The 19,047-nt window shown below is 70.2% G+C and carries 21 protein-coding genes; 9 read left to right on the top strand and 12 right to left on the bottom strand.

Annotation, left to right across the window (positions count from 1 at the left end; all coding sequences use genetic code 11):
• The first annotated feature begins 46 nt into the window (after positions 1-46).
• The 3 genes from NQ151_RS04065 to NQ151_RS04055 are packed head-to-tail and all read left to right on the top strand — an operon-like array spanning position 47 to position 2,613.
• Entirely contained in the window at positions 47-616 is a 570-nt protein-coding gene (locus NQ151_RS04065) for a LemA family protein (RefSeq protein ID WP_257508479.1), read from the top strand.
• Between the two features lie 34 nt (positions 617-650).
• Positions 651-1,538, top strand: a complete 888-nt coding sequence (locus tag NQ151_RS04060) for a M48 family metallopeptidase (RefSeq protein ID WP_257527086.1) — start codon at positions 651-653, stop codon at positions 1,536-1,538.
• Position 1,539: 1 nt separating this feature from the next.
• A complete protein-coding gene (locus NQ151_RS04055) occupies positions 1,540-2,613 on the top strand; it encodes a DNA glycosylase AlkZ-like family protein (RefSeq protein WP_257527085.1) in 1,074 nt (357 codons plus the stop codon).
• 6 nt (positions 2,614-2,619) lie between these two features.
• On the opposite strand, the gene NQ151_RS04050 is transcribed toward NQ151_RS04055, so the two are convergent.
• Both NQ151_RS04050 and NQ151_RS04045 read right to left on the bottom strand, forming a co-directional pair.
• On the bottom strand, positions 2,620-3,534 hold the full coding sequence (locus NQ151_RS04050; RefSeq protein WP_257527084.1) for a hypothetical protein: 915 nt from the start codon (positions 3,532-3,534) through the stop codon (positions 2,620-2,622).
• The gene (locus NQ151_RS04045) at positions 3,531-4,763 is read right to left on the bottom strand and encodes a winged helix-turn-helix domain-containing protein (protein WP_257508760.1); all 1,233 of its coding nucleotides are present in this window, start codon (positions 4,761-4,763) and stop codon (positions 3,531-3,533) included. The genes NQ151_RS04050 and NQ151_RS04045 overlap by 4 nt, the downstream gene beginning before the upstream one ends.
• A gap of 139 nt (positions 4,764-4,902) precedes the next feature.
• Between NQ151_RS04045 and NQ151_RS04040 the strand changes: the two genes are divergently transcribed.
• Both NQ151_RS04040 and ilvA read left to right on the top strand, forming a co-directional pair.
• Positions 4,903-6,090: an AI-2E family transporter gene (locus NQ151_RS04040; protein WP_257508483.1), complete on the top strand. Its 1,188-nt coding sequence runs from the start codon at positions 4,903-4,905 to the stop codon at positions 6,088-6,090.
• Entirely contained in the window at positions 6,087-7,313 is a 1,227-nt protein-coding gene (gene ilvA / locus NQ151_RS04035; RefSeq protein WP_257508484.1) for a threonine ammonia-lyase, read from the top strand. The genes NQ151_RS04040 and ilvA overlap by 4 nt, the downstream gene beginning before the upstream one ends.
• A gap of 15 nt (positions 7,314-7,328) precedes the next feature.
• Here the strand turns inward: ilvA and greA are convergent, their stop codons facing one another.
• Together greA and NQ151_RS04025 are read right to left on the bottom strand one after the other, a co-directional pair.
• Positions 7,329-7,820, bottom strand: a complete 492-nt coding sequence (gene greA, locus NQ151_RS04030) for a transcription elongation factor GreA (protein ID WP_257508485.1) — start codon at positions 7,818-7,820, stop codon at positions 7,329-7,331.
• A gap of 87 nt (positions 7,821-7,907) precedes the next feature.
• Positions 7,908-8,303: a DUF4307 domain-containing protein gene (locus NQ151_RS04025; RefSeq protein ID WP_257527083.1), complete on the bottom strand. Its 396-nt coding sequence runs from the start codon at positions 8,301-8,303 to the stop codon at positions 7,908-7,910.
• A gap of 64 nt (positions 8,304-8,367) precedes the next feature.
• Between NQ151_RS04025 and NQ151_RS04020 the strand changes: the two genes are divergently transcribed.
• Positions 8,368-8,652, top strand: coding sequence for a hypothetical protein (locus NQ151_RS04020; protein ID WP_257508487.1), 285 nt, complete (start codon positions 8,368-8,370; stop codon positions 8,650-8,652).
• Here NQ151_RS04020 and trhA read toward each other — a convergent pair whose 3' ends face one another.
• Entirely contained in the window at positions 8,653-9,345 is a 693-nt protein-coding gene (gene trhA, locus NQ151_RS04015) for a PAQR family membrane homeostasis protein TrhA (protein WP_257527822.1), read from the bottom strand.
• Positions 9,346-9,457: 112 nt separating this feature from the next.
• On the opposite strand from trhA, the gene NQ151_RS04010 reads away from it, so the two are divergent.
• The 3 genes from NQ151_RS04010 (at position 9,458) to phoH2 (ending at position 12,932) form a co-directional block, all read left to right on the top strand.
• Positions 9,458-10,237 (top strand): isoprenyl transferase, encoded by a 780-nt coding sequence (locus NQ151_RS04010; protein ID WP_257508762.1) that lies wholly within the window; start codon positions 9,458-9,460, stop codon positions 10,235-10,237.
• 44 nt (positions 10,238-10,281) lie between these two features.
• Complete coding sequence (locus tag NQ151_RS04005; RefSeq protein WP_257508488.1) at positions 10,282-11,403, top strand: aminotransferase class V-fold PLP-dependent enzyme; 1,122 nt, start codon at positions 10,282-10,284, stop codon at positions 11,401-11,403.
• Positions 11,404-11,576: 173 nt separating this feature from the next.
• Positions 11,577-12,932: an RNA 5'-3' helicase PhoH2 gene (gene phoH2 / locus NQ151_RS04000; protein WP_374113805.1), complete on the top strand. Its 1,356-nt coding sequence runs from the start codon at positions 11,577-11,579 to the stop codon at positions 12,930-12,932.
• Positions 12,933-13,102: 170 nt separating this feature from the next.
• On the opposite strand, the gene NQ151_RS03995 is transcribed toward phoH2, so the two are convergent.
• The 7 genes from NQ151_RS03995 to xseA are packed head-to-tail and all read right to left on the bottom strand — an operon-like array spanning position 13,103 to position 19,035.
• Positions 13,103-13,756: a response regulator transcription factor gene (locus NQ151_RS03995; protein WP_257508489.1), complete on the bottom strand. Its 654-nt coding sequence runs from the start codon at positions 13,754-13,756 to the stop codon at positions 13,103-13,105.
• Complete coding sequence (locus tag NQ151_RS03990) at positions 13,753-14,751, bottom strand: sensor histidine kinase (protein WP_257508490.1); 999 nt, start codon at positions 14,749-14,751, stop codon at positions 13,753-13,755. Before NQ151_RS03990 ends, NQ151_RS03995 begins: the two co-directional genes overlap by 4 nt.
• A gap of 10 nt (positions 14,752-14,761) precedes the next feature.
• The gene (locus NQ151_RS03985) at positions 14,762-16,156 is read right to left on the bottom strand and encodes a class II fumarate hydratase (RefSeq protein WP_257527821.1); all 1,395 of its coding nucleotides are present in this window, start codon (positions 16,154-16,156) and stop codon (positions 14,762-14,764) included.
• Between the two features lie 39 nt (positions 16,157-16,195).
• Complete coding sequence (locus tag NQ151_RS03980; RefSeq protein ID WP_257508765.1) at positions 16,196-16,810, bottom strand: carbonic anhydrase; 615 nt, start codon at positions 16,808-16,810, stop codon at positions 16,196-16,198.
• 44 nt (positions 16,811-16,854) lie between these two features.
• Positions 16,855-17,493 (bottom strand): DUF4245 family protein, encoded by a 639-nt coding sequence (locus NQ151_RS03975; protein WP_257508491.1) that lies wholly within the window; start codon positions 17,491-17,493, stop codon positions 16,855-16,857.
• On the bottom strand, positions 17,493-17,726 hold the full coding sequence (locus NQ151_RS03970) for an exodeoxyribonuclease VII small subunit (RefSeq protein WP_257508492.1): 234 nt from the start codon (positions 17,724-17,726) through the stop codon (positions 17,493-17,495). Before NQ151_RS03970 ends, NQ151_RS03975 begins: the two co-directional genes overlap by 1 nt.
• Before the next feature lie 10 nt (positions 17,727-17,736).
• Entirely contained in the window at positions 17,737-19,035 is a 1,299-nt protein-coding gene (gene xseA, locus NQ151_RS03965; RefSeq protein WP_257527082.1) for an exodeoxyribonuclease VII large subunit, read from the bottom strand.
• Positions 19,036-19,047: the final 12 nt, after the last annotated feature.

Raw genomic sequence — 19,047 nt, 5'->3', positions numbered from 1 at the left:
GCACCCCACTAGGATGGGGAAACACTCTGAGGGGAGCCACGGACACATGTGGGAATGGTTGATCCCGGTACTAATCGTCGTCGCGCTGGTGGTCGCCGTCGGCGTCTACCTGTGGGCGACCTATAACTCGCTCGTCGCGCTGAATGTACGCGTGGATGAGGCGTGGAGCGACATCACGGTGCAACTCAAGCGCCGCGCCGATCTGCTGCCGAATCTCATCGAGGCGGTCAAGGGCTATGCCGCGCACGAGAAGGCGGTGTTCGAGAACGTCACCCGCGCCCGCGCGGAGACCCTCGCCGCTGCCGGCCCGGCCGACGCGGGCGTGGCCGAAGGGCACATGCAGCAGGCGCTCAAATCGCTGTTCGCCGTCGCCGAGGCCTATCCGCAGCTGCAGGCGAGTCAGAACTTCCTGCACCTGCAGCAGTCGATCGTCGACACCGAAGACAAGATCCAGGCTTCGCGCCGGTTCTACAACGGCGGTGTGCGGGAACTGAACACCAAGATCCGCGTCTTCCCGAACAACCTCTTCGCTCGCAACCTCGGTTTCCACGAGCGCGAGTTCTTCGAGGTCGTCGACGGCGCCGCGATCTCGGAACCTCCCCGCGTCCAGTTCTGAGTAGGGCCGCAAGGCACCACTGAGCGGAGGCACTGTGTACTCCGCGATCGCGCGCAACAAGCGCAACACGTGGTTCATCCTCATCGGCTTCGTGCTGCTGCTGGGCGGGCTCGGACTGCTGGCCGGGTGGCTTGCGGGGAACAACTGGTGGATCACCGCGTTCGTGCTCGTCTTCGCCGGCGGCTACGCGACGGTGCAGTACTTCGTCGCCGACCGTGAGGCGCTTGCGCTGTCCGGGGCCGTAGCGGTGTCGCAGCAGGACGCGCCGCGTGTGTACCGGATCGTCGAGAACCTCTGCATCGCCACCGGCACCCCGATGCCGAAGCTGTACGTCGTCGACGATCCCGCGCCGAACGCGTTCGCCACCGGTCGCACCCCGGAGCGGGCGTCGATCACCGTGACGACGGGTCTGATCGACCGATTGACCGACCGCGAGCTGGAGGGCGTGCTGGGCCACGAGCTCGCGCACATCCGCAACTACGACATCCGCGTCTCGCTCGTCGTCTTCGGGCTCGTCGTGGCCGTCGGGCTGCTGGCGGACATCGGCCTGCGCGTGGCGTTCTTCAGCCGCGGCGGGCGCGGTGGCAACAACCGGGCACAGGCGGTGCTCATGCTGTTCGGGCTCATCGCCGCCATCCTCGCGCCGGTACTCGCCGCCGTGGTGCAGTCGGCCATCTCACGGCAGCGGGAGTATCTCGCCGACGCGACGAGCGCGCTCACGACGCGCGACCCCGACGCCCTCGCGTCGGCGCTGAGCAAGCTGGACGAGTACGCCCAGCCGCTGCGCCGGGGCAACACGTCCATGGCGCACCTGTGGATCGCCGATCCGCTGCGCAAGGGCAAGGTCGACCGCCTGTTCGCGACTCACCCGCCGATCCCGGACCGCATCCAGCGCCTGCAGGCCATGGGCGGGCAGTTCTGACATGGCCGCACCGCTCCGGCTCTCGCAGCGCGACGCGCGGCGGCTGGCGGTGCGTGCTCAGCTCCTGTCCGCGCCCCGCCCCGCGGGCATCATCGAGACGGTCTATGCGCTCACCTCGGTGAACATCGAACCCACCGCGGCGATCATGCCCAGCGCCGATCATCTGCTGTGGAGCCGCCTGGGCTGGCCCTACCAGCCGGCCGATCTGCGCCGCGCGGTGGAGGTGGACCGCGATCTGTTCGAGTGGGACGGCGCCTACCGGCTGATGTCGGATCTGCCCCTGTTCCGCGCCCGGATGGCCCGGCGACCGGAATACGTCCGGGCGCGCGAATGGCTGCAGGCCAACGCCGCCTTCCACCGCGACGTGCTGGGGCGGCTCCGCGCGGAGGGCCCGCTGCACGCCGCCGACATCCCCGACACCGCCGCGGTGTCGTGGCAGTCGACGGGCTGGACTCACAGCCGCAACTCGATGCAGATGCTGGAGATCCTGCTGGCCAAGGGCGAAGTGGCGGTGTGGGGTCGTGATGCGAAGGGCCGGCTGTTCGACCTCGCCGAGCGCGTGTATCCGTCCGATCTGCCCGAGGTCGCCGACGACGACGCGCATCACGAACTGGTCGAGCGGCGGCTGGCGGCCCAGGGCATCGCCAGGCTCAAGAGCATGGACGACGTCGCAGGCGTCGTGGCGGTCGTCGAGGGCGTCGCAGGACAGTGGCAGGTGGATGCCACCGCGCTGGCGGACCCGGCACCGTTCAACGGCCGAACCGTGCTGGTCTCGCCGTTCGATCAGGTGGTGTTCGACCGCGCGCGCCTGCAGGACCTTTTCGGGTTCGAGTACCTGCTGGAGATGTACAAGCCGGCATCCGCTCGCCGTTGGGGGTACTTCGCGCTGCCGATCCTGCACGGCGACCGGTTCGTGGGCAAACTCGACGCGAAGGCCGACCGCAAGTCCGGGGTGCTGCGGGTCGATGCGGTGCACGAGGATGCCGGCTTCGACGACGGGGTGCGCGAGGCGGTGGAACAGCAGATCGGCGACCTGGCGGCGTGGCTGGGGCTGGACGTGCAGGGCCTGGCGTGAGGCGGCTCAGAAGACGGTGAGCACCATCTCGTCGCCGTGGAACGCCACCGCACCGCGCAGCGTCCAGGCGTCGGTGCGATAGGTGAAGGACTCCTCGGTGCTGGCGCGGGTCGTCCCGGTCGCGGTGGCGACGATGGTGCCGTCAACGGCCGTGAAGGTGAGCGTCGCCGGGTCGATCGACAGCCGCGGGTACGCCTCGATCCGCAGCCGCAGCGACGCCAGTTCGGCGAGGTCGGCCGGCCACGGCACCTCCAGAGCGCACCGCTGCGGCACCGCGGTCGCGGGCGCGGCGCACGCGTCGGCGTAGGCGTCCAATTGCGGTTGCGCCCGGGCAGCGGCGTCGGGGACGAGCGCAGCCTCGATGGCCGCCGACGGCTGTCCGTGGGTTGCGGCGACCGTGGCGGCGCCGTCGAGGAAGTCCACCGGCGCGGCGTGCAGCGTGTACAGCGCGGGCAGCACGTGCACGACGCCGTCGGGGGCGAGCGGCACCAGGGCGTCGCCGATCTGCACCGCGTCACCGAGGGTCGTGGCGACATCGATCGTGACGACGTGGTCGTCTCCCGCGAGCTGCCACCGGCCCGCCTCGGTGCTGAGGGCGAACTGGATGGTGCTCGCGGTGCCGTCGAGCTGCACGCTCGCCTCGGCGACCGTGCGGTCACCGTCGACGGTGGTGCCGGTCAATGCGGCATCCTCGACGTATGCATCCGCGCCGACGAAGGATGCCAGCAGCGCCTGGGTCTGCTGCCCGTCGGGCAGCAGCGGCGCCAGTGCACCGGCGTCGCCGGATTCCAGGGCCTGCAGATAACTCTCCGCGGCGTCCTGGGCCGAGGCCGGGCGGCTGAACGCCCACCAGGCGGCACCCGCGCCGATGAGCACCGCGGCGCCTGCCGCGGCGACTGCGATGACGGCGCCGCGCTTCACACCTCCACCGTAGCCGCGACCGGTTCGGCCACTGCGGGCCGATCGTGCCGGAATGCCGCGCCCAGCGCCGCGGCGACGTCGTCCGCCGCGTCGCCCCACCGGCCGATCGACACCCGCTCCAGCCCCTGCCACCGCGCCGCAGACCTCAACACCTCGGCGAGCCGGTCGGCGGCATGGCCGGGGCGGCCGTGCTCCCACCACGCCGACTGCACGAGAAGGGTGGAGCCGGCGCGGTCGGCCTTCAGATCCACCCGACCCACCACGTCGTCGCCCACGAGCACGGGCAGCGAGTAGTAGCCGTAGCGGCGCTTGTTCGCGGGGGTGTAGATCTCGATGCGGTACTCGAAGTCGAACAGACGCTCGGCGCGATCGCGGAACCACACCAGCGGATCGAACGGAGTGAGCACGGTGGCCGCCTCCACTCGGCGGGGGAGCGTCGCGTCGCGGTGGCGCCATGCCGGGAGCGCCCGGCCGGCGCGTTCCCAGCCCTCGACGGCGACCGGCTCCAGCGTGCCGGCGTCGACCAGGTCGCTCACCGCCTGCAGCACCGCCGCGCGGTCGGCGATGCGCCAGTAGTCGGCCAGATCGGTCGCCGTTGCGACGCCGTAGGCCGCGGCGGCGCGGGCGACGAGTTCGCGGATGGCATCGGCGCGGGGGACCGGGACCCGAGCGGCATCCGGGATCACATCCGCCACCAGCCCATACCGCCGCTCGAACCCGCGTCGCCCGGCAACGGCGACCTCGCCGAACAGCCACAGGTACTCCAGGGAGCGCTTCACGACGTCCCAGTCCCACCAGGCGCCCGTCGGTGCGGTCTTGGCGGCATGCTCGATCTGCGCGGGCCGCAGCGGGCCGCGTGCGGCCAGCTGCGCCCGCACATCGTCGACCACCCCGCGATGGGCGTGGAACCAGCGGTCGGCGCGCTGCCCGTAGCGGACCTGCAGATCCTCGTGCCGGAACGCGAACAGTCCCCAGTCGGCCGTCGGGATGAAGGACGCCACATGCGCCCAGTACTCGGTGTACGGCCCGCGGCGCGCGAACAGCAGGCGCTCCAGCAGCGCCGGGTCGTACGGCCCCAGGCGGGAGAACAGCGGCAGGTAGTGCGACCGCGCGAAGACGTTGACGGAGTCGATCTGCAACGTCGCCATTCGGGCGAGGGCGAGGTTAAGCTGACGGGTGCCCACGACGGCGGGCCGCGGCCTGGCGAATCCCTGCGCAGCCAGGGCCATCCGCCGTGCCTCGTCCCGGCGGAGGGTGGCGGAGCGGGGAGCGGGGCGGATCGTGGACACGGCCGAAAGCCTAGCGACGTGGCCCGACACCGGCGGGGTGGGCGTCGTGGTCGCCGGCTGGCGACTCTAGAATGACCTGGTGACCGGCTCCGAAGAAAGGCCGCGCAACGTCTTCTTCGACGCAGTGCGCCGCAAGAGCGTGACTGACGACGTCACGACCGCTCTTCCTCGCGGGCTGCGGGTCGCCACGGCATACTCATGGCGGTTCCTGGTGATCGCGGCGGCGATCGGCGTGGCGATCTGGCTCGTCATCCAGCTGAAGCTGCTGGTGATCCCGCTGCTGATCGCGATCCTCGTCTCGGCGCTGCTGTGGCCCGTCTTCGGCTTCATGCTGCGCCATCGCTTCCCCCGCTGGCTGGCCATCGTGATCTCCCTCATCGGCACAATCGCCGTCGTCGGTGGTCTGCTGTGGCTGGCGATCTGGCAGATCACCCGCCAGTGGTCTTCGGTCCAGGCCAGCACGGTGGCGGCGGCCGACCGGCTGCGGGGCTACCTGATCGCGGGGCCGCTGAACCTCACCGGTGAGCAGATCGACGGCTTCCTCGAGCAGGGGGTGGACCTGCTCGAGCAGCAGGTGCAGCTGCTGTGGACCGGCGCCCTGGCCATCGGCAGCACGGTCGGGCATGTCGCCACCGGCACGCTGCTGGCGGTGTTCATCCTGCTGTGCTTCCTCGCCGACGGTGCCGGAATCTGGCGCTGGACGGTGCGGCTGTTCCCGGAGCGCGCGCGTGCGGCCGTCGACGGGGCCGGTCGGGCCGGCTGGGTGACGGTCGTCAACTACGCGCGCACCCAGCTGCTGGTGGCCACGATCGATGCGGTGGGCATCGGCCTGGGCGCGTTCCTGCTGGGTGTCCCGTTGGCCATCCCGATCGCCGTGCTGGTGTTCCTCGGCGCGTTCGTACCGTTCGTCGGCGCCGTCGTGACCGGCGCGCTGGCGGTGTTCCTGGCCCTCGTCTACAACGGGCCGTGGATCGCCCTGTGGATGCTCGTGGTCGTCCTCGGCGTGCAGCAGCTGGAAAGCCACGTGCTGCAGCCGCTGCTGATGGGGTCCGCCGTCAAGGTGCACCCGCTCGCCGTCGTGCTCGTCGTCGCCGGCGGAGCGATGGTCGGTGGCATCCCGGGCGCGTTGTTCGCCGTGCCGCTGGCGGCGTTCGTGAACGTTTCCTGGATCTATCTGTCCCGGCGTGGCTGGGAAACCGGGGCGCCTCCGCGCCCCGACGATCTCATCTGGAGCACTGTGCCCCGCGACTGGAGGACCCCCGCGTGACCACCCCCACCCTGGCGGAGATCGAGGATGCCGCCGAGGCGCTGCGCGGCGTGATCGTGCGAACCCCCCTCGAAGAATCCGATCACCTCAGCGATCTGCTCGGCGCCCCCGTGCAGCTCAAGCTCGAGAACCTGCAGCGCACCGGATCGTTCAAGATCCGCGGTGCGACCTACCGGCTGTCGCGGCTGACGGCCGAGGAGCGCGCGCGGGGTGTGGTGGCGGCATCGGCGGGCAACCACGCGCAGGGTGTCGCGCTGGCCGCGCAGAAGCTCGGCATCGCAGCGACGATCTTCATGCCGCTCGGGGTGCCGGTGCCCAAGCTCCTGGCCACCCGCGGCTACGGCGCGGACGTGATCCTCGAGGGCGACACCGTCGAGACGCCGCTGCGGCTGGCAGCGGAGTTCGCCGAGCGCACCGGCGCGGTGCTGATCCACCCGTTCGACCACCGTGACGTCATCGTCGGCCAGGGCACGATCGGCCTGGAACTGTGGGACGACGTGCCCGACCTCGACACCGTCATCGTCGGGATCGGTGGCGGGGGACTGGCAGCCGGCGTCGCCGCCGCCGTCAAGGGGCGCGCGGCCGCCGAAGGTCGCACAGTGCGGGTGATCGGCGTCCAGGCGGCCAACTCCGCCGCGTATCCGTCGTCGCTCGCGGCGGGCCACCCGCTCGCTGTCGAGACCGTGCCCACGATCGCGGACGGCATCGCCGTCGCCCGCCCCGGAGACGTGCCGTTCGCGATCATCCGCGACCTCGTCGACGACGTCGTGACCGTCACCGACGACGACATCGCCCGGGCGCTGCTGCTGCTGCTCGAGCGGGCGAAGCAGGTGGTGGAGCCCGCGGGCGCCGCCGGCGTCGCGGCGATCCTCGCCGGCAAGGTGCACGCCACCGGCACGACGGCGGTGGTCCTCTCCGGCGGCAACATCGACCCGCTGCTGCTGCAGCGCGTCGTCTCCCACGGCCTGGCGGCATCCGGGCGTTACATGACGCTGCAGATTCCGCTGCCCGACCGCCCCGGCCAGCTCGCCAGGGTGTCCGAGCTGCTGGCGATCGCGGGCGCGAACGTGACCGAGGTGCTGCACACCCGCCACGGGCAGGGCCTGCAGATCAGCGAGGTGAGCCTGCAGCTGAGCGTCGAGACGCGGGGTGCCGAGCACCGGGCAGTGGTGATCCAGACGCTGGCGGATGCCGGCTACACCCCCACGATCCTGCCCGACTGAGTCGGGCAGGAGCTGTCACTGGCCGGTGTAGGTCTGGACTGAGACGATCTCGACGGGGATCTCGCGCCCGTTGGGGGCGGTGTACTTGGTCGAGTCGCCCTCCTTCAGACCGAGGATGGCAAGTCCGAGCGGCGATGCCTCGCTGTACACGTCCAGTTCGGAGTTCGCGGCGATCTCGCGGTTGCCCAGGAGAAAGACCTCTTCGCCGCCGGCGACGATCGCGGTGATGACCGTACCGGGTTGCACGACACCGGTGCTCTGCGGGGCTTCGCTGACCGTCGCGGTCTTCAGCAGGTGCTGGAGTGTGCGGATGCGCGCCTCCTGCTTGCCCTGCTCGTCCTTGGCGGCGTGGTAGCCGCCGTTCTCCTTCAGATCGCCCTCTTCGCGCGCCGACTCGATGCGCTTGGCGATCTCTTCGCGGCCCGTGGTCGACAGGTGCTCCAGCTCGGCGACGAGGCGGTCGTAGGCGTCCTGGGTGAGGAAGGTCTCGGGGGCGTCGGTGGACACAGCGGCTCCTTCATGGGGCGGTGATGGCGCATGGGCCTAAGCCAAAACGCCCCGGCGACAGCCGGGGCGCGATGCGTGTGGGAAATGCTACGCGAACCAGCAGGAGTTGAGCAAACCAGTCGTCGCGCCCGCGACGGTGGGGATGGTGTCGGTGAACGCCTGCGCCTGACCGGCCTGCACCGCGTGCTCCACGACCCGCCAGCCCACTACGCCGTGTTCGACGTCCTGCGCCTCCAGCGCACACGCGACGGTCGCGTCGGTGGGTGCGACCACCTGGTAGGTGACGGTGACGGTGCGCTCGTCGACGACTTCGTACCCGGTGGCATCCGCGTCAACCGATGCCATGCTCGTGGCGACCGTGGACCAGCCCAGCGCCGTGGTGGCGGCCACGGCGACGACGGCGACCGTGATCCACCAGGCCCGCGTGGCGCGGCGGGAGGTGCGACGTCCGTATCGCTCGTCCAGCAGTTGCTGCGTCGTCATGTCGGGCTCCGTGAGATTAGGCTTGATTCAAGGTTAGGCGCTGCGGCGCGGAACGAGGTTCTCCATGCATGCTGCCGTCGACGCTTTCGCTGTGATCGTGGCATTCGTGCCCACTCCGGTCTCGACGGTCGACCCCGATCTGGTCACCCCGGGGCCCTGGGGCTTCGCCGCGATCCTGTTCATCGCGTTGGCCGTGACGCTGCTGGTGTGGGACATGCTGCGCCGAGTGCGCCGTGGCCGGTACCGTGCCGAGGTCCGCGAGGAGCTCGACGCGGAGCAGCACCAGCAGCAGCAGGATGCCGCGGACGCGGAGCGTCCCGATGACACCGGAACGTCCCGCTCGTCCTGATCAGCCCTGGCGGAACGCCGGCTGCAGTGCGATGAGCAGGCAGGCGGTCCAGTGGCACAGGAATGCCAGCACGGTGCACACGTGGAAGATCTCGTGGAACCCGAAGTGCCCCGGCCACGGGTTGGGTTTCTTGATCGCGTAGACGATCGCCCCGCCGGTGTAGAGCAGCCCGCCGATGATGACGAGCACCATCATGGCGACGTTGGCATGCAGCAGGTCGCCGAGGTACATCACCGCTGCCCACCCCAGCACCAGGTACAGCGCGACGTACAGCCACCGGGGTGCGTCGATCCAGAAGACGCGGAACAGGATGCCGAGCACGGCGCCGCCCCACACCACCGACAGCAACAGCACTGTCTTGGGCGTCGGCAGTGCCAGCACGGCGATCGGGGTGTAGGTCCCGGCGATGAGCAGCAGGATATTGGCGTGGTCGATGCGCTTGAGCATCGCCATGGTCCGCGGTTCCCAGTGGAAGCGGTGGTACAGCGCCGAATTGCCGAACAGCAGCAGCGACGTGAGCATGAACACCGCCGATGCCCACTTGGCCGGCGCGCCCTGTGCCAGTGCGATCAGCACGATCCCGGCGACGATGGCGACAGGGAACGTGGCGGCATGGATCCAGCCGCGCCATGTCGGCTTGAGTTCCGCGTGCGCGCTGGCAGCGGCAGCGTCGATGAGCGGGAGTTCGGGCATCTCGGCGCCCTCGGTTCTGATGCGTCGGGCCACGTGTTCAAGCGTACGCGCGCTCACATGCGGCTTCGCACATGTTCCCCTCGGGCAAGAGCGCTAGCGTAAGAGCGTGACGATGCGCGGGGCGAACGAGGGGCGTGGCCTTCTCTACCGGTTGTACAGTTCCCGCTTGCGTCGTCAGTTGGCCGGTGCGACCGTGCCTCACCATGTGGCGATGATGATCGACGGCAACCGTCGCTGGGCGCGCCAGCTGGGATATCCCAGCGCGGCGCAGGGCCACCGTGCCGGAGCGGCGAAGATGCACGAGTTCCTGCGCTGGTGCGACGAGCTGAAGATCCCGGTGGTGTCGCTGTACCTGCTGTCCACCGACAACCTGAAAAAGCGCGATTCGCAAGAACTTTCCGACCTCATCGAGATCATCGCCGAACTCGCCGAGGAACTCTCCCACGAACCCGGGTGGCGGGTGCGACCGGTGGGACGCACCGACCTGCTGCCGCCGGAACTGGCCCGAGTGCTCGCTGACGTGGACGCACGAACGCGCGACAACACCGGACTGCACGTGAACCTCGCGGTCGGGTACGGCGGTCGCAGCGAGATCGTCGACGCGGTGCGCAGCATCATCGCCCAGCACGACGACAACGGCGGGTCGCTGGAGGAGTTGGCGGCCAGCCTCACGCCGGAGCAGATCGGCGAGCACCTCTACACCGGGGGACAGCCGGACCCCGACCTGGTGATCCGCACGTCGGGCGAGCAGCGGCTGAGCGATTTTCTGCTGTGGCAGTCCGCCCACAGCGAGTTCTACTTCGTCGAGGCGCTCGGCCCGGATCTGCGCGAAGTGGACTTCCTGCGAGCCATCCGGGACTACGCCACGCGCGACCGCCGCTACGGCGGGTGAGCGGGTGCCCGTTCTCACACCGGGCGGCGTGAGAGGATGTCGGGATGACCGGGCTGGAGTCGTTTCTGGATTCGTTCGACGCGGAGCCGGGGTATCTCGACTGGGCCGCGTTCGGGCCGCTGTCCCCGTCGGTGCGCGCAGAGGCGCACGCCGATGCCGAGCTGCTGAGCGCGGGGCGCCCCAGCGGCATCGATCTGGTTTTCTCGCGCGCCGACGAGGCCCGCGCGCTGCTGGCGGATCTGCTGGGCACGACCGCTGAGCGCGTGACGCTGCAGCCGTCGACCACCCACGGTCTGCAGCAGGCCATGTACGGGCTGTCCGGTGCGGTGCTGATGTCGTCCCGCGAGTTCCCGAGTCTCACGGTTACGGCGCAGCGCGCGAGCGCGCTCGGCGGTGCACAACCCCAATGGCTCGACATCCCGGACGGATTCGTCACGCCCGAGGCCATCCGCGACGGGCTCACCGACGACACCACCGCGGTCGCCGTCAGCGTGGTGGATTACCGCACCGGCTATCTCGCCGATCTGACCGCGCTGCGCGATGTGATCGGGGACCGGCTGCTGATCGTGGATGCCATGCAGGGCTTCGGCGTCGTCGACGCCGACTGGGGTGCCGCGGACGTCGTGGTCGCCAACGGCTACAAGTGGCTGCGGGCCGGGCGGGGCACCGGCTTCGCCGCATTCTCCGATCGCGCCCTGGAGCGGATCACGCCGGTGCTGTCGGGGTTCGCCGCGGCCGGCGGTGTGCTCGGGACCTTCCCGGTCTCGTCCCCTGTGGAGGGCGCGCAGGCGTTCTCGGTGACCTTCCCCGACCACCTCGCGACCGCGCGGCTGGCGACGGCCGTGCGCGATGTGCGCGACGTCGGGGTCGCGCAGATCGCCGAGGTCGTCCGCCAGCGGGCGGATGACATCGCGACGGTCGCCGAGCAGTTCGGTCTGCCGATCGTCACGCCGCGCAACCGCCAGCGTCACGCCGGCATCGTGTCGCTGGCGCCGTCGCCCGATGACACCGCGCCGCTGGCCGCAGCGCTGGCCAACCACGGCATCGCGGCGTCGCTTCGCTCCGGGCTCGTGCGCATCGGCGCGCACGCCGGAACCGGTGCCGAGTCGGTGCGCCTGCTCACGGACGCGCTGGCGGAGTTCGCCGGCTCCCGCAGACACGGGTGAACATCACCTCAACGTCACAGTGTGCGGGCGTGTCGGAAACGTCCTGGTGACACACGCGACGTACCTTGATGCCATCGGGCAAGGCGCCCGTTCGGGTCGGCCTCCAGGATCGCGACTCGTGACCCCTGGTCGACTCGCGACTGCCGGGAAAGCACCCGGGTCGGGAGTGGGTTGTGACCACACGAGCACCACACAAGCAGCAGGGCCGGATCGCACACACCGCCATCGCGGATGATCAGGATCTTCGTACCTACGTGCTCGACACGTCGGTGCTCCTGAGCGATCCGCGAGCCTTCTTCCGTTTTGCGGAGCATTCGGTCGTCATCCCTGTCGTCGTGATCACCGAGCTCGAGGGCAAACGCCATGATCCGGAGATCGGCTATTTCGCCCGGCAGGCGCTGCGCCACCTCGATGAGCTGCGTGTCGAGCACGGCCGGCTCGACTTCCCCGTGCCGGTCGGCACCGGCGGCACGTTGCGGGTCGAACTGACCAACACCGACCCGTCGATCCTGCCGGTGGGCATTCGCCTCGGCGACAACGACACCCGCATCCTCGCCGTCGCACTGCATCTCGCACATGCGGGGCAGGAAGTGACGGTGGTGTCCAAGGACCTGCCGATGCGCGTGAAGGCCGCGTCCCTCGGCATTCCCGCCGAGGAATACCTCGCCGAGCAGGCCGTCGACTCCGGCTGGACGGGCATCTCCACACTCGATGTCTCGGGTGACGATATCAGCGACCTGTACGAGACGGAGATCGCCACGAGCGACGAGGTGGCGGGGCTGCCGGTGAACACCGGCCTGATCATCCATTCCGAGCGGGGCTCGGCGCTCGGCCGCGTCACCGGCGACGGCGGATACCGGCTGGTGCGCGGTGACCGGGAGGTGTTCGGCCTGCACGGCCGCTCCGCCGAGCAGCGCATTGCGATCGACCTGCTGCTGGACCCGGAGGTCGGGATCGTGTCCCTGGGCGGCCGGGCAGGCACGGGCAAGTCGGCGCTCGCGCTGTGCGCGGGGCTGGAGGCGGTGCTCGAGCGACAGCAGCAGAAGCGCATCATCGTGTTCCGCCCGTTGTTCGCTGTGGGCGGACAAGAGCTCGGCTACCTGCCGGGGGACCAGCAGGAGAAGATGAACCCGTGGGGGCAGGCGGTGTTCGACACCCTCGGCTCGATCGTCTCGGGCAACGTCGTCGAAGAGGTCATCGCCCGCGGCATCCTCGAGGTGCTGCCGCTGACCCACATCCGCGGCCGCTCGTTGCATGACGCCTTCGTGATCGTCGACGAGGCGCAGTCACTGGAGCGCAACGTGCTGCTGACGGTGCTCAGCCGGGTGGGACAGAACTCCCGCGTCGTGCTCACCCACGATGTGGCGCAACGCGACAACCTGCGCGTGGGCCGCCACGACGGCATCGCGTCGGTGATCGAGACGCTGAAGGGGCACGACCTGTTCGGTCACGTCACCCTCACCCGCTCGGAGCGCTCCGCGATCGCGGCCCTCGTGACAGACCTGCTGGAAGCGGCGGAAATGGGCTGAATCGAGGGCACCGCATGAGAATAATCTCATCGCTGAGGACTCCCATCGAGCGCCCGCATGCGTGAACATAGGGTTACCGCTTAAGCGGCAAGCGCGAAGACCCCCAGCTTCGCCTCACGAGAACCCTCGGCGCTCAACGCCCGAGGGTTCTCGGCTGCCCGGGCCGCGGTTCACTCCCAGCGGTAGCCGGCGCCGCGCACGGTACTGATGCGATGGGCGCCGAACTTCGCCCGCAGGTACCGCACGTACACGTCGACGACGTTGGAACCGGGATCGAAGTCCAACCCCCACACCCGGCTGAGGAGGGTCTCGCGGCTGAGGACATCGCCGGCGTGACGCAGGAACTGCTCGGCGAGGGCGAATTCGCGTGCCGACAGGTCCACTTCGCGGCCGTCGATCGTGGCCCGCCGGGCCAGCACGTCGAGGGTGACCTCGCCGCGGACGATGACCCCGGCCGCTGCGGCGCTCTCGCGCAGCCGTGAGCGCACCCGCGCCAGTAGCTCGGCCACGACGAACGGCTTGGAGACGTAGTCGTTCGCCCCGGCATCCAAGCCGTCCACGGTGTCGCGGGTGCCCGACCGCGCGGTGAGGATGATGACCGGGACCGTCGACCCGGACGCACGCAGTCGCCGCAGCACCTCAATCCCGTCCATGCCGGGCAGGCCCACGTCGAGCACGACGAGATCGACGTCGGGGTCGACGGCGCGCACCAGCGCGTCAGGCCCGTTGTCGGCGACCTCGACGTCGTGCCCCTCCGCGGTCAGGGCGCGCCCGACGAGCGCGGCTATGTGAGGCTCGTCGTCGACGACCAGGATGCGGGTCATGCGCTTGCCTCTCTCTGGAGCACGACGTCGCCGGCGCGTACGGGTGCGGGTGGGGCGGCGCCGGTGCCCAACGGCACGGCGATGGTGAACGTCGCGCCGCCACCGGGTGTGTCCGCCACCGTACAGTGCCCGCCGTGCGCGCGGGCGATCGTGTCGACGATCGCCAGCCCCAGCCCCGACCCGCCGACGCTGCGTCTGCCGGCGGCGCGGTCGAAGCGGCGGAAGATCCGGTGGCGGGAGGCCGGGGGGATGCCGGGGCCGTGATCGCGCACCCACAGCTGCGCGCCGCTGGAGTGCATCGCGCTGCCGATCTCGACGGGGGTGCCGTCGGGGGTGTACTTGGCGGCGTTGTCCGCCAGCTGCAGCCAGGCCTGCAGCAGCCGGTCGTGATCGGCGCGGATGCGGCCGGTGCCGCGATGCTCGATGGTCCAGGAGTGGTTCGGGATCACCGAGACGAGCTCGCCGACGCGCTGTGTGAGGGCGGCGAGGTCGATGAAGGAGAACGAGTAGGAATCCCCATCCACCGCCGCCAGCAGGTCGATGTCGTTGACGAGCCGGGTCATGCGGTCAAGCTCGGCGATGCCGATGTCGCGGACAGCGACGACATCGGCGGGATCGGCGGGGTTCATCGTCTCCAGATGTCCTCGCACGATCGTGATCGGCGTCTTCAATTCGTGGCGCACATCGTCCAGCAGGCGCCGCTGCGCGTCGAAGGATGCCTCCGACTGCTCGGCCGCGTCGCCTTCGGCCGGCGGCGCATCGGCATCGGGCTGCACCGCCAGCCAGTACGCGGTGCCGATGGCGGCGAGGGCGAGGAGTGCGGCCAGCAGGTAGACGCCGCCGGCGATCAGCAGCCGGGTGGGCTCGGTCGCGCCGTCGGCCGCGAGGATGACGGCCCCCACGGCGCCGGCCATCACGAAACCGGCACCGCCGACCCCGAGGACGATCCCCAGGATGCGACGCTGCGCGCGGCCGTGCCGTGGCGTGCGGTTCACCCTCCGATTATCAACCCGGGCGGGTCATCGAGAGCAGGTCGAGTTTTTCGTCGAGCTGCGCTTCGGTGATCTCACCACGCTCGACGTATCCGAGTTCGATGACCGCCTCGCGGACGGTGATGCCCTGCGCCACCGCGTGCTTGGCGATCTTGGCGGCTGCTTCGTACCCGATGAGCTTGTTCAGCGGGGTGACGATCGACGGTGACATGCCCGCGAACGCCGCGGCACGCTCGACGTTGGCCTGAAGGCCGTCGATGGTCTTGTCGGCGAGCACGCGCATCGCGTTGGACAGCAGCCGGATCGACTCCAGCAGCGCCGTTCCCATGACCGGGATCGCGACGTTCAGCTCGAACGAGCCGGATGCGCCCGCCCACGCCACGGTCGCGTCGTTGCCGATCACCCGGGCGCACACCATCAGCGTCGCCTCGGGCACGACGGGGTTGACCTTGCCGGGCATGATCGACGAGCCGGGCTGCAGGTCGGGGATGTTCAGTTCGCCGAGCCCGGTGTTGGGGCCCGAGCCCATCCAGCGCAGGTCGTTGTTGATCTTCGTCAGCGACACCGCGATGGTGCGCAGAGCACCGGATGCCTCGACGAGGGCGTCCCGGTTGGCCTGGGCCTCGAAGTGGTCTTTGGCCTCGGTGATGGGAAGCTCGGTTTCGGATGCCAGCAGCGCGATGACCTGCTGCGGGAACCCCAGCGGGGTGTTGATGCCGGTGCCGACCGCGGTGCCGCCCAGCGGCACCTCGCCGACGCGGGGGAGCACCGACTGCACGCGCTCGATGCCGAGGCGGATCTGGCGGGCGTAGCCGCCGAACTCCTGTCCGAGGGTGACGGGCGTGGCATCCATCAGGTGGGTGCGGCCGGCCTTGACGACGTCCTTCCACAGCTCGGCCTTGGCCTCGAGTGCCACGGCGAGGTGGTCCAGCGCCGGGATGAGGTCGTCGATGAGCGCCTGGGTGACAGCGATGTGCACCGAGGTGGGGAAGACGTCGTTGGATGACTGTGACGCGTTGACGTGGTCGTTCGGGTGCACCGGTGCACCGAGCTTTGCCGTCGCCAGCGTCGCGAGCACCTCGTTCATGTTCATGTTCGACGACGTGCCACTGCCGGTCTGGTAGGTGTCCACCGGGAAGTGCTCGTCGTACTGGCCGGTGATGACGTCATCCGCGGCAGCCGCGATCGCGTCGGCGATGGCACCGTCGAGCGTGCCCAGCTGCTTGTTGGCCAGCGCTGCGGCCTTCTTGATGCGCGCCAGCGCGGCGATCTGCGTCGACTCCAGACCGCTGCCGGAGATCGGGAAGTTCTCGACAGCTCGCTGGGTCTGCGCGGCGTACAGCGCGTGCTTGGGCACGCGCACCTCACCCATCGTGTCGTGTTCGATCCGGTATTCGATGTCTGCCATGGCGGTCACGTCCTCGTTTCCTTGCTTTGAGAGTTCTGGTCAGGCGTCGGCGACGACCGCGCCGACGATCACGTCGGGGATGGCGGTGCCTTCGGCCAGTCGGTAGTTCGCGCCGACGACGGCGACGCGGCCCTCGGCCACGGCCTCGCTGATCAGCTCGGACGACTTCAGCAGCGCCGCGATCGTTTCCCGCAGGTGCTCGCGTCCCACCTGTTCGGCGTCGACGGTGGCGGGCGTGACGCCCGCGTCGGCACCCTGCAGCAGCACCCGACGCGCGATGGGCACGATCGGGGCGATGTGTCGCCACACATGCACCGGGAGCAGGGGCGCGTCCAAGGCTGTGGAGTCGATCGCGGCGCGCACCGCGCCGCACGCGTCATGGCCGAGCACGACGATCAGCGGCACCTCGAGCACGGCGACGGCGTATTCCAGGCTCCCGACGACGGACTCGGAGATGACCTGACCGGCGTTGCGGATGACGAACAGGTCGCCCAGGCCCTCGTCGAAGATGATCTCGGCTGCGAGCCGCGAATCGGAGCAGCCGAACAGCGCGGCGCGGGGGAATTGCGAGCCTGCCGTCTCGTGCCGGCGCTCGACGTCCTGACGCGGATGCCGCGGCTCACCGGCCACGAAGCGCGCATTGCCCCGCTGCATCTCCTCCCAGGCCTCCTGCGGAGCCGGCCGGGCGGATTCGGCGGTCACGGTGCGTCCTCACGGAGTCGGCGCACGTCGTCGGTGAGGCTCTCGGCGACCTCGGCGGCGGTGCCGGCGTCGGTCGCGCCGTAGACCATGACCGTGTCCGTTCCGGCAGGCGTGCTCAGCGCATAGGAGATGTTCGCCGTTTCGTCCGGGTCGGAGATGTCGTAGACGGTCCACTCGACGCCGTCGATCGTGGCTTTCCCGGTCGCGGAACTGCCGGCGAGCACGCGGGTCGGCCAGGATTCGTCGGCGTCGAACCCCTGAGCCACGTTGACGAAGCCCTGCGGCGGGGCGTACACGACGGTCCACGCCTGCACGCCGTCTTCGCCGTCGACGGTCGCCCGGTTGACCGACCAGTCGTCGGGGGTGTCCGGGGCGATGACCGGTCGATCCAGCGCGGTCTGCGCTTCGGCGGCCTCGGCGGCGACATCGATCGGTTCGGCCGGCGGCGCCGTGCCTCGCGGCACGCCGATGACGACCACCAGCACCACCCCGAGGGTGACCAGGAGCGCGGCGACGCCGTTGCGGATCGTGCGGCTGTTGCGGTGGAGGCGTGAGGACTCCGCCTTGCGGGCGGCGGTCTCTTCCGGCGTTTCGGGTCGCCCGAGTTCGGCGACGATGCGGGGGGAGGCGGCCATCAGGACGCCTCGGGTGCCTGAACCTCGGCGCGTGCCGCGTCCAGACGGCGCTTCGCGCCGAGCAGCCACTGCTCGCAGTGGGCGGCGAGGGCTTCGCCGCGCACCCAGAGGGCAAGCGACTGTTCGAGGGTCGGCGCGCCCTGCTCCAGTTCGGCGACGACGCGGACGAGTTCGTCACGCGCCTGCTCGAACGAGAGGGCGGCGACGTCGGTTGCGTCGTCGCTGGCTGTCATGCGTTCCATCTTAGTTCGCCCCTTCCGGCAGGCCTGCCGTGGCCGACTCGAGCACCTCGCCCTGCGAGTCGGCGGTGAACGAACCCCGGCCGACGGTCACGGTGACCTCGGTGCCCGCCGGTGCCTGCGCCGCATCCCGCACGATCACGCCGGCCGGCAGGTGCGCGATGGCGTAGCCGCGGGACAGCGTCGCGGCGGGGGACAGCGCGCGCAGCGACGCCCGCAGCTCCGAGGTGGCGCGCATCGCGGCATCCACCCGACGCTCGACGATCTCGCGGCCACGAGACGTGTGGAACCACAGCTCCTGCGCGCGGCTGGTGAGCATGGTCTCCGGCTCCCGCAGCACCGGGCGCGACCGCAGCTGCTGCAGCTGCGCGATGTCGTGGCCGATGCGCTGGGTCAGCCGGCTGCCGGCGCGCGAGCGCAGCTGGCGCACGACGGCGCGCTGTTCGGCGACGTCCGGCACGATGCGCTTGGCGGCATCGGTGGGCGTCGACGCGCGCAGGTCGGCCACGTCGTCCAGCAGCGGGTGGTCGTTCTCGTGCCCGATCGCGCTGACGACGGGGGTGGATGCCGCAGCGACCGCCCGCAGCAGCGCCTCGTCGCTGAAGCCGAGCAGCGTCTGCGGGTCGCCGCCGCCGCGGGCGATGACGATGACGTCGACGTCGGGGTCGGCGTCGAGCTGCTGGAGGGCGGCGACCGTCTCCGGGACGCACCGCTCACCCTGCACGGCGACGTGGATGGTGCGGAAGCTCACCGCCGGCCAGCGCAGCTCGGCGTTGCGGTGCACGTCCTTCTCGGCGTCGCTGCGCTCCCCGGTGATGAGGCCGATGCGGTGCGGCAGGAACGGCAGCGGCCGCTTGCGGGACGCGTCGAACAGACCCTCGGCGCGCAGCTTGGTGCGCAGGCGCTCGAGCTTCTCGAGCTGATCGCCCAGGCCCACGTGCTTCATCGCCGAGACGATGAAGCTGAAATCGCCCGTCTTGACGTAGAACTCGCTCTTGACGCACGCCACCACGTGGTCGCCCGACTTGATGTCGGACGGGATGCGCTGCCGGGTCGTGGACCACAGCCGGAACGACAGCGAGGCGTCGGAGGAGACGTCCTTGAGGCGACCGAACACGTTGCCGCCGCGGACGTTCCACGAGGTGATCTCGCCCTCGACCCACACCGCGCCCCACTTCTGCACGAAGTCGCGGATGGTCTCGTTCAGCCGCGACACCGACGTGGGCGCCTCGGGTGAGGACGAGCCGGGATGCACGGCATCGGCCGGTGGTGTCTGCCCCGGTGCGGGTTCGAACGTCGTCATGTGCCTCTTCCG

Origin of the sequence: Microbacterium sp. zg-YB36, from assembly GCF_024623575.2 — a bacterium.
Lineage (GTDB): Bacteria > Actinomycetota > Actinomycetes > Actinomycetales > Microbacteriaceae > Microbacterium.
This window is presented reverse-complemented; position numbering and strand designations above follow the sequence as displayed.

Coding starts and splice junctions, on each gene's coding strand:
- NQ151_RS04025 (WP_257527083.1), bottom strand. CDS start 8,303: ATGACGACGCAGCAACTGCTGGACGAGCGATACGGACGTCGCACCTCC.
- NQ151_RS03970 (WP_257508492.1), bottom strand. CDS start 17,726: ATGACAGCCAGCGACGACGCAACCGACGTCGCCGCCCTCTCGTTCGAG.
- NQ151_RS03995 (WP_257508489.1), bottom strand. CDS start 13,756: ATGACCCGCATCCTGGTCGTCGACGACGAGCCTCACATAGCCGCGCTC.
- NQ151_RS04055 (WP_257527085.1), top strand. CDS start 1,540: ATGGCCGCACCGCTCCGGCTCTCGCAGCGCGACGCGCGGCGGCTGGCG.
- NQ151_RS04045 (WP_257508760.1), bottom strand. CDS start 4,763: ATGGCCCTGGCTGCGCAGGGATTCGCCAGGCCGCGGCCCGCCGTCGTG.
- NQ151_RS03980 (WP_257508765.1), bottom strand. CDS start 16,810: ATGCAGCGGGGCAATGCGCGCTTCGTGGCCGGTGAGCCGCGGCATCCG.
- NQ151_RS04005 (WP_257508488.1), top strand. CDS start 10,282: ATGACCGGGCTGGAGTCGTTTCTGGATTCGTTCGACGCGGAGCCGGGG.
- NQ151_RS04020 (WP_257508487.1), top strand. CDS start 8,368: ATGCATGCTGCCGTCGACGCTTTCGCTGTGATCGTGGCATTCGTGCCC.
- NQ151_RS04010 (WP_257508762.1), top strand. CDS start 9,458: ATGCGCGGGGCGAACGAGGGGCGTGGCCTTCTCTACCGGTTGTACAGT.
- NQ151_RS03985 (WP_257527821.1), bottom strand. CDS start 16,156: ATGGCAGACATCGAATACCGGATCGAACACGACACGATGGGTGAGGTG.
- NQ151_RS04065 (WP_257508479.1), top strand. CDS start 47: ATGTGGGAATGGTTGATCCCGGTACTAATCGTCGTCGCGCTGGTGGTC.
- xseA (WP_257527082.1), bottom strand. CDS start 19,035: ATGACGACGTTCGAACCCGCACCGGGGCAGACACCACCGGCCGATGCC.
- trhA (WP_257527822.1), bottom strand. CDS start 9,345: ATGCCCGAACTCCCGCTCATCGACGCTGCCGCTGCCAGCGCGCACGCG.
- NQ151_RS03975 (WP_257508491.1), bottom strand. CDS start 17,493: ATGGCCGCCTCCCCCCGCATCGTCGCCGAACTCGGGCGACCCGAAACG.